The sequence below is a fragment of the Marinobacter sp. KMM 10035 genome, from assembly GCF_046537445.1.
Lineage (GTDB): Bacteria > Pseudomonadota > Gammaproteobacteria > Pseudomonadales > Oleiphilaceae > Marinobacter > Marinobacter sediminicola.
Genome location: NZ_JBBVMG010000001.1, coordinates 2255544 through 2269458, shown reverse-complemented (window position 1 = coordinate 2269458; position 13915 = coordinate 2255544). Strand labels below are relative to the sequence as shown.

13 protein-coding genes and 1 tRNA gene are annotated in these 13915 nt (G+C 51.7%); 4 read left to right on the top strand and 10 right to left on the bottom strand.

Annotation, left to right across the window (positions count from 1 at the left end; translation table 11 throughout):
• The first annotated feature begins 130 nt into the window (after window positions 1–130).
• Window positions 131–964, top strand: a complete 834-nt coding sequence (locus AADB16_RS10190) for a vWA domain-containing protein (RefSeq protein ID WP_410803024.1) — start codon at window positions 131–133, stop codon at window positions 962–964.
• Window positions 965–1131: 167 nt separating this feature from the next.
• Window positions 1132–1208, top strand: a tRNA-Val gene (locus tag AADB16_RS10185).
• 72 nt (window positions 1209–1280) lie between these two features.
• On the opposite strand, the gene AADB16_RS10180 is transcribed toward AADB16_RS10185, so the two are convergent.
• Together AADB16_RS10180 and AADB16_RS10175 are read right to left on the bottom strand one after the other, a co-directional pair.
• Window positions 1281–4451 carry an Ig-like domain-containing protein gene (locus AADB16_RS10180; protein ID WP_410803022.1) on the bottom strand — a complete coding sequence of 1057 codons (3171 nt, stop codon included), beginning with the start codon at window positions 4449–4451 and terminating at the stop codon, window positions 1281–1283.
• A 13-nt stretch (window positions 4452–4464) separates the two neighbouring features.
• Window positions 4465–5784, bottom strand: a complete 1320-nt coding sequence (locus AADB16_RS10175) for an OmpP1/FadL family transporter (protein WP_410803020.1) — start codon at window positions 5782–5784, stop codon at window positions 4465–4467.
• A 309-nt stretch (window positions 5785–6093) separates the two neighbouring features.
• On the opposite strand from AADB16_RS10175, the gene AADB16_RS10170 reads away from it, so the two are divergent.
• Window positions 6094–6561: a c-type cytochrome gene (locus tag AADB16_RS10170; protein ID WP_309043308.1), complete on the top strand. Its 468-nt coding sequence runs from the start codon at window positions 6094–6096 to the stop codon at window positions 6559–6561.
• Window positions 6562–6592: 31 nt separating this feature from the next.
• On the opposite strand, the gene AADB16_RS10165 is transcribed toward AADB16_RS10170, so the two are convergent.
• Window positions 6593–7276 (bottom strand): cytochrome b/b6 domain-containing protein, encoded by a 684-nt coding sequence (locus tag AADB16_RS10165; RefSeq protein WP_410803018.1) that lies wholly within the window; start codon window positions 7274–7276, stop codon window positions 6593–6595.
• Between the two features lie 108 nt (window positions 7277–7384).
• Between AADB16_RS10165 and AADB16_RS10160 the strand changes: the two genes are divergently transcribed.
• On the top strand, window positions 7385–7780 hold the full coding sequence (locus AADB16_RS10160; RefSeq protein ID WP_410803017.1) for a glutaredoxin family protein: 396 nt from the start codon (window positions 7385–7387) through the stop codon (window positions 7778–7780).
• A 1-nt stretch (window position 7781) separates the two neighbouring features.
• Here the strand turns inward: AADB16_RS10160 and AADB16_RS10155 are convergent, their stop codons facing one another.
• The 7 genes from AADB16_RS10155 to AADB16_RS10125 all read right to left on the bottom strand — a co-directional run bounded on the left by AADB16_RS10155 (window position 7782) and on the right by AADB16_RS10125 (window position 13795).
• Entirely contained in the window at window positions 7782–8789 is a 1008-nt protein-coding gene (locus AADB16_RS10155) for an NAD-dependent epimerase (protein ID WP_410803015.1), read from the bottom strand.
• A gap of 26 nt (window positions 8790–8815) precedes the next feature.
• On the bottom strand, window positions 8816–9541 hold the full coding sequence (locus AADB16_RS10150) for a TIGR04219 family outer membrane beta-barrel protein (protein ID WP_309043304.1): 726 nt from the start codon (window positions 9539–9541) through the stop codon (window positions 8816–8818).
• Between the two features lie 46 nt (window positions 9542–9587).
• A complete protein-coding gene (gene purC / locus AADB16_RS10145; protein ID WP_298447528.1) occupies window positions 9588–10301 on the bottom strand; it encodes a phosphoribosylaminoimidazolesuccinocarboxamide synthase in 714 nt (237 codons plus the stop codon).
• Between the two features lie 51 nt (window positions 10302–10352).
• The gene (gene bamC, locus AADB16_RS10140; protein ID WP_410803014.1) at window positions 10353–11480 is read right to left on the bottom strand and encodes an outer membrane protein assembly factor BamC; all 1128 of its coding nucleotides are present in this window, start codon (window positions 11478–11480) and stop codon (window positions 10353–10355) included.
• 47 nt (window positions 11481–11527) lie between these two features.
• Window positions 11528–12406 (bottom strand): 4-hydroxy-tetrahydrodipicolinate synthase, encoded by an 879-nt coding sequence (dapA, locus tag AADB16_RS10135; RefSeq protein WP_298447532.1) that lies wholly within the window; start codon window positions 12404–12406, stop codon window positions 11528–11530.
• Window positions 12407–12471: 65 nt separating this feature from the next.
• The gene (locus AADB16_RS10130; RefSeq protein ID WP_410803013.1) at window positions 12472–13551 is read right to left on the bottom strand and encodes an AI-2E family transporter; all 1080 of its coding nucleotides are present in this window, start codon (window positions 13549–13551) and stop codon (window positions 12472–12474) included.
• A 16-nt stretch (window positions 13552–13567) separates the two neighbouring features.
• Complete coding sequence (locus AADB16_RS10125) at window positions 13568–13795, bottom strand: sulfurtransferase TusA family protein (RefSeq protein ID WP_309043300.1); 228 nt, start codon at window positions 13793–13795, stop codon at window positions 13568–13570.
• Window positions 13796–13915 lie beyond the last annotated feature (120 nt).

Genomic DNA, 13915 nt, shown 5'->3' with positions numbered 1-13915 from the left:
AACCAATAAAGTAGGCACAAAACATGCAGGGTTCTGATTGAGCTGAGATCCAGCCAAACGCAAGCTTTCCCGATCTCATGATGTACGGCCGGAAGCCTGCTATGCACTCAATCTGGAAGAGATGACGATCATGAAACTAAAAAAATTACTGTCCGGACTAGTCTTCGGAGCCGCAATTGTCGCAGCGCCTGTTCATGCTGCGCCCATCCTCAGTGACATCGTATTCGTTGTGGACGAGTCGGGGTCTATGGGAAATGTTCAAACCAACCTTAGAAATAACATTGGATTGTTTGCCAGTATCCTGACCGGAACAGGCCAGGTTGATGCCCAGTATGGTTTGGTAGGTTATGGTGACCGCGGCGTGTCGCCACGCATGCTGACCGACTTCGCAAACGCTGGCGACTTTTCAACCGCAGCAAATGGATTGCGTACCAATGGAGGCACTGAGCCTGGCTATCTGGCGACAGCCTTCGCTTTAAACGCGCTCGACGGTCAATCAGACCTCTTTTCCTTCCGTTCTAATGCCGTAAAAAACATCATCATTTTGACAGATGAGCCGAACAACCCGAACAATTCCTCATTTTATGGAACTGTCGGCGGTGCGAACGTAGATAGCTCTGTTCTCGACAGCATCCTCACCGACAACAACGCGCTTTATAATGGCGTTTTGCGAGGAACGAGCACCATCAACTCGTACAGCAGCTTGATAACTGGTCATGGTGGTACCGTATTCGACCTGAATCTGTTTAACACTAACGACGCCAGCGTTGTGACGGCTTTTGTTACTGATTTCGCCAACAAGAAGTTGCAGGAAACGCTAGATTTCTGTGACCTGAACCCGACTGATCCCGCATGCCTGCCGACTCAAGATGTTCCTGAGCCTGGCACTCTTGGTCTGTTGAGTTTGGCACTTGGTGGACTAGTATTCAGAAGGCGCCTGAGCAAGTTCACAGCTACTTCTTGATACCTTTAGCCGATGGGGTCGCCTGATCCCGTCGGCTTATTTTACACCTCTGATTACCTCCCAAACCTATCGCCCCACATTCTACCTGCACAACGAATTGGCCATCTTTCCTAAAGAGGTTGACCACAAAGCTTAGAATCAGTATATTTCGCCCCGTTGCAGAACATAGGACCATAGCTCAGTTGGTTAGAGCGCTACCTTGACATGGTAGAGGTCCCCAGTTCGAATCTGGGTGGTCCTACCAATTCCTGCAAGCAGACATGAAAAAAGTCACTTAGGCGCAAGCCAAGTGACTTTTTTGGTTTTGGGGCGCCTTTTACGGCGCCACCTGAAACCCCTCTGGCATCTGCTTGACCGGCAGCGATATTAAATTCAAGTTTGCGCCACCTGCCGGGATGGTTAGTGATAGCTCTACCAAGCCCTTGAGCACTTTTTCAAACCCCACGTTTGCCTTTAAATTGACCACATTCAAGGTCTCCAGTGTCACCAGCAAGCGCCCATCATCGATGAGCCGGACAGGCCCTGAAAGCTCCAGTTCAAACTCTGTGCTGTAGATATCATGCTTCAACAGGCTGTCGGTTTGCCCAAACAACTTGAGATTCGGGGCGTCCAGGTAGGCTGGTGCCGTGGTTCTGAATCGAAGCCTGCCGTCCGCCCCCTGATCAATCATGCCTACTATATGGCCTTCCGGATTATCCTCAGTCACAACGTGACGCATCCTGACAATGGCCGGCCCTGTTACCTGCTCCCCGAACACTTCCAAAAACACACTGATCGGGGTGGTAGCAATTACCGTAGGGTAGACTTTGACTTCAATTCCTTCGTCTCCAAAAACACTCGGGTCAATCGGCCCTGCCAAATCAATGTTCAGCCCGTAGGTTTTATACAAAAACTTGTTCTCCGGGCAATCCCCGCTTTGCGATGGCTTACACCCAATTCTTGCCGGCAGTAACTCCAACCCCACGACCTTCGCAGGGCCGCCCGACAAAATTGTGGTCGCATTTTTACTGGGTTTGTACACCGTTGGTGCGCTCTGCCCCGCAGGGTAAGGTTCATGGTCGAAGGGCTCCAGGCAGTCAGATGCGGAGTTGCAATCAATGACGTAATTGGAGTTCGCATCCCGCACAGGCACACTGCGTAGTGGTACAAATACATGGTCGGTCTGAGGTGCACCGCGGAAATATATTTCCAGATCCGGGCCGCCAATGTCTTCTGAATTGACAAGCAGGTCTGTTTGAAGAGGGAGCCCAAGTCCGTTCTGGTCTGTCTCGGAACAGATTGCGTTATCGCACCCCCCGCCCTGGCTAGACGCCAATGTATATCGATACAACGCATCCCGCTGCCATGGCTCGGCCGGGAAGAAACGAATGCGCTGGTTGCTGAACTCCAGTCGACCGGGCACGTTTTCAACACGCGTGGTGCCATCTTCGTTAACCGAGTCCACCTTGAACGTCTCCCCTAACCGCACCGTGCTTTCATCCAGGGACTGGGAAAACAGCACCGATATCGGGCGATTTGCAGGCAACCTGCTTAGCGGGATCACTTCTCCCAAAGGCCCGTCAATTGCGCCATCTACACACTGGCCATGCTTGTTACTTGCCAGATCCAAACCCACTGTCACGCAGGGATAACCCGGGTAGGTGGTTAGAGGAAGTGGTGAGACCTTTGCAACACCCGTTCCCAAATCGGGCAATTCAAACTCGAGAACCTGCTGGGGGAACCCGTTACCTGCCAGGTCGGTCAGGTTGGAATTAAGCTCTACAAAGTAGGTCACACCGTGCTTCAGCCCGCCCTCCGGATTGAGGCTCACCGATGAGCCATCAACACGGTAGTTGACCGGTACTTCACTTGCTCCAGCTTTCAGGATGACACCAGTTGCCACAGAAGATTCCAGAATCGGCTCATCGAAAAACAATGTCACGGGGTCGCCAGGCCTGTGGAGTTTGCCCATGTCAGGCGCGAAGTCTTTCTCTCCAAGGGTGCCGGGAGACCAACTCAACAATCCAGGCGGTTCCCGATCAGATTCCCGGTCATCAAACGCCGCCAGTTGCGCATCAACTGAGGTATCACCCGTAATCTGAAAAGCGATCGTGGAGTCCGCAACTTCCCTGCCCAAAAGGGCTGGTTCAAGTACACCGAGTACATCAATCTTGAGTAGACCGTCTTCAACCTGTGCAATTCCAACAAGCTCCGCATGCAGCAGGTTCTGCGTTAACGCCGCGTTTGGGCTCGCCATCTCGGTGCTCATGGAGACATCGATAAACAGCCGCACGTGGCTAGGCGCATGTATATCATCTGTGTATGGATTGGGAATCAGATAACCCGTTGCATCTGTGATCATCGTTATGACAAGTGCACCGGTGGTCTGGGCCTGCCCCGTGCGCTCATCCAGAACAGGCACGGTTCCATTAGCCCTTACACCAACGGAGCTGCCCGTAAGGCGCGTGCCCCTTGGCACACGGATCGGCAAGGCTTCATCTGCGCCAAATGCTGGCGCGAACGCAAGTTCGCTGTACAGGCCGCCACTGCTTTCGGATACGTCAGTGTTACCCAGCAAAACCGAGTTCAATATAACGCCGTTGACCGGTTGCCCGTTCAGCTTGGACAACACCAGTTCTGCATTGCCCTCAGTGATACCCGGATCGGTCACATTCTGAAACTGGACAACGGTCGGCTTGGTTGATTTGGCGAGGAACTGACTGGCATAGGTTAGGCGCTCCCCGGTTATTGCCGGGAAATCTTTAACTGAAAGTTTATAGCGTTCGCCGCCCGTTAAATTATCACCCGGCAAACCACAGTTATCTGCGCCTTCAGCGATGCAGGGGTCTAATGTGATACGACGATCCTGAACAAACACGTTTGCGGGAACTTTATCCCCTTGCGCGTCCAGAAGCTCAATGGTGCCTCCCAGCACCTGCCAATCAGGATGCGCAGGATGAGTTAGCTCTATACGAAATGAGGCGAAATCAGAGGGTTCGAACAGGGTGTTCGGTGCAGGATTTATAGTGGCCACTGCAAAGTTCTGCCCTGCGGAATCAACATTTTTGAATCCGGTGAAGCCTCCGCGGGTTATAAACTGAATGCCTGGCGCATCATTGGCGAGATTGTCATTCAGGTTCCGTATTTCCCGACCATCCTGAGCCAGAACCGGATTATTGAAAACCACTTCATAGTTGGTGCCCGTCACCAGAGGCTCAGCAGGCGTTAATAGCACACTGTACCCATCATCAATGCTTGTGATGACATAATCGACATCGCCTACCTCAGAGCGCAATCTCGCGCTGCGCTGCAACGAGTCAGAGTCGACGGGTTCAGAGAACCTGAGAACTACGTCGGTGGCCGGGCTAACATTGCGTTGCCCATCCGTAGGGTATGAGTAAACGAGATCAGGGTTGGCGAGCTTAGGCGTAAGCTCAAGAGTGTCACTATCGCTGCAGGCAACGATAAGCGAAGCCAGAAGAGGCAACGTCAGAAGTCTATGTTTCACAGCGAAGCCCACCTTAAAATTTGAGCGTAATTGAAGTGCTGACGACATGAATATTGCCGTCGGCTGTGACAGATGTTTCGTTGCCACTTCCATCAACAATCAGGAAATCCCGATCAATCAACTGCTGATACTGATACGCAAAATCGAGACGTACGGGGTAGCTGAAAACGGGCGTGCGGTCATACACGGCTGCAAACCCGAGCCCGATAACAGCCCTGTCTGTATCGTAGTAATTGAGACCCGGGTTGCGTTCAGTGCGAAGCGGGGAGGTTTCGTAAGCAAGGCCCGCACTGACCAGATAGGTTCCGTTTAGCTGGTATTCGGCCCCTACTCGCGGAATCAACACATCGTCGAAATGAATGCGTTCAGAGGGGGAAAGCTCGGCTTGGTCCTTAATGGTATCCCCGGCAAATTCATCAACAAGTTCAGACCAACGCTGCTGTTCAATCGACACCGCTGCTCGCCAGCGTTCACCTGAATACTGCAATCCAGCGGAGTAAGTTTCCGGCTGAAACGCTTCTATCGTCGTTACGGCCACCGATAGCCCCGGATCGGGAACTGTGTTATTGACCACTACATTGGCTTCGACCGACGTGGACGACGACGACTTGGTTCTGTAAACGAGGGCTAATTCCCAGCCATCCCAAAAACAATCGCCGTCACAAAACAGCTCAGCAGGCTTTATGGTTGTACCCAGAATCGCCTTCAGCGACGGCTGCGCGTTGACGTTCAAGCGCTCCTGGCGCATATCACCCGTGAGCGTTGTTTGGGTTTCCAGTTCGGCGGATGCTTTCAGGGTCAACCTGAACGAAGCACCGACGGAGATACCCTTAGCAACATGGGTTCCGACGCCAGCATTCAGAAACATGGGCTGCTTTCCGAACTGTAAGTACTGCCCGGTGTCAGACGTCTCCGACCGAAACGCCATCATTTCCTTGCCGTACTTTTCCAGGCCAAGAATAATACCCACGTGTAGAGGGTGCCTGTCACGGGTGAGCGAGGCGAGATTCGATTTAAACCCTAACAGAACATGCTGTGTTGGTGCGTTTGCAAGCACATTTCCACGGGCATCCGACCGGGTGGTTCGAAGCTCCTGCTCTGCGTGGAGAATGCCCGCCGTCAACTCTCCACGCTCATCGGCGGTAATGTAGGAGGGGTTGTAGTAGGTTGCAGACACTTCCTCGGTAAACATCGAAAGCCCCTGCGCAGTTGCTATGTCCTGGGGCATAAGCCCATAGCTGGTGCCCAGGTTGCCCATACCGGCCTGCGCCGATGGCAAGGCAAGTCCACACACTATCGTGGTGCATATTAGCCACACCGCACTTCTTGCCATGTCCACCATTCCTTGTTTTATTAGAATTTTTGCGTAGATGTTGTTCTACAATCCGGCATTCTTGCAACCAAGCTGGGGGACTACAAGGGCATATTGTTACCCGAGCACTGGCCAATTCTGCCACTGTCTTTTTGATGTGCTTTCTGTATGCCGGGGGGACGAAAGCAGGCGGGTTGAACCTACAACGGACGGGCTGACCGGCTTGGATCCGCGTCCAGAGGTTAGATTATTAGGGTATAAATCGGGCTGTATCTATGGAATCATTACAACGGTCAAGCCACAGCACCTTACACAATGAGAGAGTGAAGCATGCGTAAGTCACCATTTATTCTAGCCTTGGCAATGAGCGCCGCCGTATCAGCACCGGCTGTTGCCCAATTGGATGTAGAAGATCAGATTGAAACACGCCAGAGTGCGTTTACGTTTGCAGCCTGGAACATGGGAAAGATTAAGGCTCAGGCAATAGATGGCAGCGTTGCCTATAACGAACAGCAGATGCTGGCTGCAGCCAATGCCATTGCGGCGGTGGCAAACTCTGGTTTGGGTGGCCTCTTTGGGCCAGGTACTGCCAACGACAAAAATGAGAACACAAGGCTATTGCCTGTGTTTTTTGATAAGCCAGAAAAAGCTCGAGAAGTTGCTATTGGCTTTGCCCAAGCTGCGACCAAGCTTCAGGAAGTTGCAGCTAACGGCGGCGGTAAGGGCGCCCTAGCGGCTCAGTTCAGTGAAGTAGGTAAGTCCTGCAAGGCTTGCCACGACGAGTTCCGTGCCGAGTAAGCCTTACCACTAGAGCCTTGCTTAATGCTGTTCACCAACCAAGATCGGGTGGCGGCGGTGGAGGGGGCGACAAAAGCCCTCCAGTCGCTACCCATACTGCGAACGCTGCCACCGCCAATGCGACAACGAAAGCCAACGGCCCACCGCCTGCCCTCTCCTCGGCTTGCGTTTCTTCGACTTTTTTACGCCCGCTGACCATTGGTGTGATGAGATTATCTTTTTTAACCAGCGTATAAAAAAGTACGCTGGCAATATGCAGGCCTATCAGGCCGTAGATAAACCATTCAGTGAACTTATGCCAGGAAGTAATGGTGTCGTTCCAATCCGAGGACACTGCACGGTAAAGTGGCCCATTGAACGCTATGGCGTCTGTAGCAAACAGCCCTGTAACCGCCTGAAAGCCCAATAATACGAGCATGGCCAGAACTGAAAGGGCACCCAAAGGGTTATGCCCTAGTCCTTGCCAGTCACCTTTCAGATACACGCGAATAGCAGATGGCTTCGGAATAAAGTGCAAAAAGCGAGAGTAAGTCGAGCCTAGCACACCCCACGCCAATCGAAAGCTAATCAGGCCCACAATGGCGATACCAAAGCGTTCATGCCACAGCATCCAGGCACCGCCAAGACTGACTGTCACCAGCGAGCCTGTAACGGCAACCACCAGAAGCCAGTGAAAGAGTCGTGTAGGCAGATCCCACAAAGCGATCGACTTCATTTTCGGTTCCTTATAAAACTGACATAGACAGGCTGAATACCCGAAACCATACCGGTTTTGCTTTATACTGCCCACTGAATTTCACGTATCAAATTAAAGGTTTATACAATGCGAGTGGTCATCCGTTATTTTTTCCGGACGTTGCGTCTTTTTCTCACGCCGTTTGTTCTGTTGAGCGAAAAGCTTGGTGGTGGAAAGCCCATGGAGCGTAGCCCAGAGGACCAGAAGGAAGTTGATGCCGCCTGCGAGAACCTTGCGCTGTATCAGTTCAAGACCTGCCCTTTCTGTGTGAAAGTAAGAAAGCAAATTGCGAGATTGAATCTCAATATTGAAAAGCGGGATGCACAGCACAACGAAACCCATCGGACTGAGTTGGAGCAAGGTGGGGGCAATATAAAAGTGCCCTGTTTGCGGATTCAGAATGAGGATGGCAGTGAGCAGTGGATGTACGAATCCTCTGACATTAACACCTGGCTAGAGCAGCGTTTCGGAAATCCAGCCTGAATCACACCTGGTAGAAGTCGCGATACCAGTCCACAAACTTTGCGATGCCCTCTTCCACCGGGGTTTCTGGCTTGTACCCTACGTCACTGATCAAGTCATCGACATTGGCGTAGGTGGCAGGCACATCACCTGGCTGCATGGGCAGGAGATTCTTTATCGCTTTCTTACCCGTTCTCTCTTCGATAATTTCGATGAAGCGAGACAGCTCAACGGGATTGTTACTGCCAATATTGTAAATACGATAAGGCGCCTTGCTGGTGCTCGGATCTGGCGCTGCCCCACTCCACTTCTCATTAGGCTCTGCCACCTGATCGAGAGTGCGAATAACGCCTTCTACAATATCGTTTATATACGTGAAATCGCGCTTATGGTTGCCGTGATTGAATACATCAATCGGCTCACCCGCGAGTATTTTCCTGGTGAAGATAAACAACGCCATATCCGGCCGGCCCCAGGGGCCATATACCGTGAAGAATCGGAGACCCGTAGTTGGCAGCCGGTACAGATGGCTGTATGTGTGGGCCATCAGCTCATTGGCCTTTTTTGAGGCGGCGTACAGACTTAACGGGTGGTCCACATTATCGCGGACAGCAAAAGGCATAGCCTCGTTGGCGCCATAAACAGAACTGCTGGATGCGTAAACCAGGTGTTTCACATCATTATGGCGGCAGCCTTCAAGGATATTCATAAAACCAACAAGGTTGGCATCCACATAGGCGTTTGGATTTTCGATTGAGTAACGCACACCTGCTTGGGCAGCCAGGTGCACGACTCGCTCAGGGCGATGCTTTGCGAAGATGTCTGCCATCACAGTGCGGTCGGAAATGTCCTCGCGTACTTCTGTGAATCCAGGGTGTCCGGTCAGGCGTGCAAGCCGGGCTTCTTTGAGATTAACATCGTAATAGTCGTTAACGCAGTCAACGCCAATTACTTCATCTCCCCGCTCAAGCAATCGATGCGCTAGCTGCGCGCCGATGAATCCCGCGGTGCCCGTTACCAGAATCTTCACAATTTTTTCGCTCCTCTTAAAGCGCCTTAAAAGGTTAATCCTGCACTTATAAAGGGCCCGTCAACTTTAACGTCAAAGGCATCATCGCCATCTTTATAATCCACTGCATACTGGCGATAACCCGCTTGCAGCTGCAGCAGTGAGAGGCTGTACTGCCCGTAAACACTGAAATCACGCATCGAATCACCATCAAAGCTGATGAAGTTGCCCTCAGCACCAACCGCAACTCCGGTAAGCGGGAGGTCAAAGCGAGCGGAAATGTACCCCATAGGTAAAACAGCATCCGCTTCAGTACGGTCTACAACAGCACTTTTCTGCACAAGCAGCTCGCCGGAAAAATCTCGCACTGTAAGTCCGAGATCAAGATTGACCCAGTTATCGAGAATTTCGTAATACAGTGTTAAATCCAGTTGCTCAAGATCGAGCTCTGAATAGACCTGAGTACCTGCAGTAAAAATACCGTAGTTGCTGGTGAGCTCACCTTGCCCACTTTGTTGAATCAGCGTGTACGACAGACGCACATTAGGCAACACGGGAACCGGGTGCTCCAGATAAATACTGGCATTGACGTTACCGTCATCCTTCAAGCCTAGTTCGTCATTCATATCGACTGTGCTATTGCCGGATGACGCTGTACCCGAGGCGCTCGAGTCCCAATAACTTACGCTAGCGCCAAGGCCCGCAATGTCGGCTTGGGCAAAAGGGGTGGCCAGAATTAATGAACTGCCTAATGCAAGTGTGAGTTTTCGCATGGTGCACCTGTATCTTTATTGTCTGTTTGATTATCTGGCGATGAAATCAGTCGAAGTTAATACCGATGCGCCGACCAACTTCTTCATAAGTTTCAATAACGCTGCCCAAGCCTTGGCGGAAACGATCCTTGTCCATCTTTTTGCGGGTTTCCTTATCCCAAATGCGGCAGCCGTCGGGGCTGAACTCATCACCCAACACAATGTCACCGCCACTACGGCCGAACTCCAGTTTGTAATCCACCAGCAACATTCCAGCTTCATCAAACAGGTTTTTAAGAACGCCGTTTACCTTGTAGGTTAACTCTTTCATGCGCGCGAGTTCGGCCTCGGTCGCCCAATTAAAACTAATGGCCAACGACTCATTAACCATAGGGTCGTGCAGCGCGTCATTTTTCAAAAATAACTCGTAGGTTGGCGGGGTAAGCTCCAGCCCTTCTTCGACACCCAAGCGACGGCACAGACTACCTGCAGATACGTTTCGAACAACGCACTCCACAGGAATCATATCGAGCTTTTTAACCAGTGATTCCGTCGCAGACAACAGGCCCTCGTGGTGCGTTGGCACACCGGCGGCTTCCAGCTTATCCATAATGAACGCGTTGAAACGGTTATTCACCATTCCTTTACGATTGAGCTGTTCTTTCTTTTCGCCGTCAAATGCCGAGGTATCATCACGGAAGACAAGAACAAAGCGCTCTGGATCGTCGGTGCGGAATACAGATTTGGCTTTGCCTGCGTATAGTTCTTCGCGTTTTTCCATCTTAAGTCTCCGAAATGGAGGCCCGCACGCACTGCAGGCACCCCTTCTAGATCAGTATAGGTAATCGAATAGCTGCTTGAGCAAACCCTCTGCCCGCTTGTCGCCGCTGTATCCATCTACAACGTCAGCGGTAACCCTGACCTGCTCATCACGCTCGACCAGATTCACTGTATGAGTATGGCGGGGCTTCTCTTTATCACTAAACCAGCTAAACCATCCCGGGTCGCGCTCATCGGCGCTGCGGAAATCGACGAAAATCCAACCTTCGCTCCGATTGAGGTCAAGCACGACAATATCCGATTCGCTCAGCGCGCGGTTCACCTCGGCCCAAGAGCGACCGTAGTCGAGATCCATGCCAATGGCTTGTGCCGTGTCGTTTTCAGATATCAGCTTAACCAATGGTTTTGTATCCATGCCCGATGCTGCGCGCGAGAAGGACTTGCTCTCTTCACGGGCTTTCAGGAACTCACCCATGTCGGCAAGCAGCCGTTTCTGTAACGCAAGTTGCTCGGCGGAAAACTCGGGAACTCCGCTCCAGGAAAGTAGCTCTCCCGGCCAGGCCGAGCCTTCGTCTGGCCCGTGCACTGAAGTAAGCTTGCGCACCTGGATTTCCGTGGTTTTCCGCCGAACACCTGGCGCTATACGAACTTGAAGAATGACTTTCGGTTCAGCTGCGGTTGCATCGACAGGAGCGCTGGAAAGCTCAAGAAGGTCGCGAGCACGCATATTGAAGTTGGCCAGCTCACTCTGTAGCAGCCCCAGCTGAGGGCTGTCGTGGGCTACACCAAGGCCTTGATCGTTCATATAAGTCGTGACCGCTGGCCAAATACGCCCCGGCACATCATTCACCAACAACCAGGCGCGACCATCAAGCTCTTCAACCAGGTAATTCTCTTCGAGAATTTCCGAGGTCATGTCCGGAGGACGAGGGATGTCAGATGGATACATTTTGCTGCCATCAGCCGGAGTTATTTTCCGGATAGGCATCACCTGGGAAAAACGGGAAGAATCCGCTGATTCTGGCAGAGCCAGTTCATCGCCTTCTTTCTCGTACACATAGCTTTCAGAACGATCATCAAGCACGCCACATCCGGCTGTTGCCATAATAAGCAAGAGCCCGGAGGCACCAGCCAAGCGTCGGACTGCAAAAAACTTACGGGTTCTTGAAAGAACCTGCATTGGCCTTCTCTCTGTATGGGTCTGTTTCAGGGCTGGTATCGGCAAACTCAGAGAACACCCGAAGCGTTCATTGCTTCTTCCAGTTCTCCGTGGAATTTCTCACTGAACTGGGTCAGTGGAAGCCGTATACCCTCACCAATCATACCCATACGTTGAAGCGCCCACTTAACAGGGATGGGATTTGCTTCCAGGAACAGCTTCCGGTTCAAAGGCATAAGAAGCTCGTTCAGGCGTTCTGTTTCTTCCCGATTGCCCGCAATCGCTGCGGCACAAAGATCAGACATACCTTGGGGCGCCACGTTTGCAGTAACCGAAACGTTGCCCTTTGCACCAGCGAGCATCAGTTCTGCTGCAGTAGCATCGTCACCGGAATAAACGGCAAGGCGACCATTGAGAGCTTCAATCAGTTCTGCTCCCCGGGGAATATTGCCCGTCGCATCTTTGATGGCAACAATGTTCGGGATGTCGGCCAAGCGCAAAACGGTTTCGTTTAGCATGTCGCAGGCCGTGCGCCCGGGTACGTTGTAGAGCATCTGGCTCATACCGGGTACAGCTTCAGCGATGGCTTTAAAGTGCTGGTAAAGGCCTTCCTGAGTTGGCTTATTGTAGTAAGGCACAACCAGGAGGCAGGCGTCCGCGCCCAGTTTATGAGCTTCCGTTGTCAGATAGATGGCTTCACGCGTGCTGTTGCCACCGGTACCGGCGATAACGGGAATCCGCCCATTTACGCGCTTGATGATGTAACCAATTACCCGACAGTGCTCTTGCTGATCGAGCGTTGCGGATTCGCCGGTGGTTCCTACCGCAACGATACCGTTGGTGCCGTTGTCCAGATGAAAGTCGACCAGTTTGTCCAGATGCTCCCAGTGAATGTCACCGTTTGGATGCATGGGCGTGACCAGTGCGACAAGGCTACCCGTAATCATAAAAGCTCCATCCGAATAAAACGAATATGGTAATGTTGGGCACGAAGTGACACAAGGAAATTAAATTACACTTCGTCCGAACTGGTTGAGAAAGCAGGCCCCTTTACCGGCCAGGCAAAGAATACAGCTTTCAACATGGTGGCCAACGGAATGGCAAAGAACACACCCCACAAGCCCCAAATACCGCCAAAGAACAATACCGAAATAATAATAACAACCGGGTGCAGACTGTTCACTTCTGAGAACAGCACGGGAACCAGCACGTTACCGTCTAATGCCTGAATTATGCCGTATATCACCATTACCCAGATAAAATGGCTACCCCACCCAAAGGCGAAGAGTGCGATCACCGCAACCGGAATCGTGACCACTGCCGCACCAATGTATGGGATTACAACACTCAAGCCCACCAGAAGCGATAGCAAGGCAGCATAAGGTACGCCAAGGAGTTTGAACGCAATATAGGTCGCGCCACCAACGATCAGAATTTCAACCGCTTTCCCGCGCACGTAATTTGCACATTGAAGGTTAACCTCATGCCAGATTTGCACCATCATCGGACGTTGAGGTGGAAGCAGTCTGGAAATGGCCCCTAGCAGGACTTCCCGGTCTTTCAGGAAGAAGAACACAAGTATAGGAACCAATACCATGTAAATGAGCAGTGCGACAAGATCAGGGATGCTCGACAGCGAGAAGGACACCAGCCACTGAGTCATGTGGCCCACCTCAGTATTCACTTGTTGGTAAAGACTGCGCACCGCCTCAGCCGAGATCAAATGTGGGTACTCTTCAGGCAAAAGCTCAAGGTATGACTGCAACTCACCAATGATTCGGGGAGCCTCGCCTGCAAGCGTGCTGACCTGAGTCCATATCAGCGGTAAAAGGCCAAAGATAAACCCTACCAATACACCGAGAAACACCAGAAACACACCGAGTATCGCTAAACCTTCCGGAACACCATAGGCACTCAACCGAGTAACCAGCCCCTGCAGAATAAACGCCACAATAAGCGAGGCGATTGCGGGTGCGAGCATGGCACCAAAAAAAATAATGAAAAATGTGCCTGCCACCAAAATCAGAAAAAGAATGACAGCTTCTTCATCTGAAAAGTATTTGTGCGCAAGACCGCGTAAAATTCTGAACATCAATGACTCCGGAAAATTAACCGCCGCACTCTATCACAAAGCGGAAATGGCCATCAGTTTGCGTAGAGTTCACCAAATGGTGGCGAGACAACTCCAGAAAGGCCGGAATATCGCGAGCGGAGCCCGCATCTGTGGCAATCACCTCAAGCATATCGCCCGGAGACATACCGTTGAGCTCCAATTTTGTTTTCAGCAAGGGCATTGGGCAGCGAAGCCCGGACGTATCCAGTGTACGATCAGCCATAAAGAAGGTGCACCATCACAAGACATGAAATTCGCAAGCCGGCATTATGCCTCCAGTGATACTGTATTGCATCACAATACCTGTTAATCAGCAGATCCGGATTTTTTGACGGGATACGCT

Coding starts and splice junctions, on each gene's coding strand:
- AADB16_RS10190 (WP_410803024.1), top strand. CDS start 131: ATGAAACTAAAAAAATTACTGTCCGGACTAGTCTTCGGAGCCGCAATT.
- AADB16_RS10175 (WP_410803020.1), bottom strand. CDS start 5,784: ATGGCAAGAAGTGCGGTGTGGCTAATATGCACCACGATAGTGTGTGGA.
- AADB16_RS10170 (WP_309043308.1), top strand. CDS start 6,094: ATGCGTAAGTCACCATTTATTCTAGCCTTGGCAATGAGCGCCGCCGTA.
- AADB16_RS10165 (WP_410803018.1), bottom strand. CDS start 7,276: ATGAAGTCGATCGCTTTGTGGGATCTGCCTACACGACTCTTTCACTGG.
- AADB16_RS10160 (WP_410803017.1), top strand. CDS start 7,385: ATGCGAGTGGTCATCCGTTATTTTTTCCGGACGTTGCGTCTTTTTCTC.
- AADB16_RS10150 (WP_309043304.1), bottom strand. CDS start 9,541: ATGCGAAAACTCACACTTGCATTAGGCAGTTCATTAATTCTGGCCACC.
- purC (WP_298447528.1), bottom strand. CDS start 10,301: ATGGAAAAACGCGAAGAACTATACGCAGGCAAAGCCAAATCTGTATTC.
- bamC (WP_410803014.1), bottom strand. CDS start 11,480: ATGCAGGTTCTTTCAAGAACCCGTAAGTTTTTTGCAGTCCGACGCTTG.
- dapA (WP_298447532.1), bottom strand. CDS start 12,406: ATGATTACGGGTAGCCTTGTCGCACTGGTCACGCCCATGCATCCAAAC.
- AADB16_RS10130 (WP_410803013.1), bottom strand. CDS start 13,551: ATGTTCAGAATTTTACGCGGTCTTGCGCACAAATACTTTTCAGATGAA.
- AADB16_RS10125 (WP_309043300.1), bottom strand. CDS start 13,795: ATGGCTGATCGTACACTGGATACGTCCGGGCTTCGCTGCCCAATGCCC.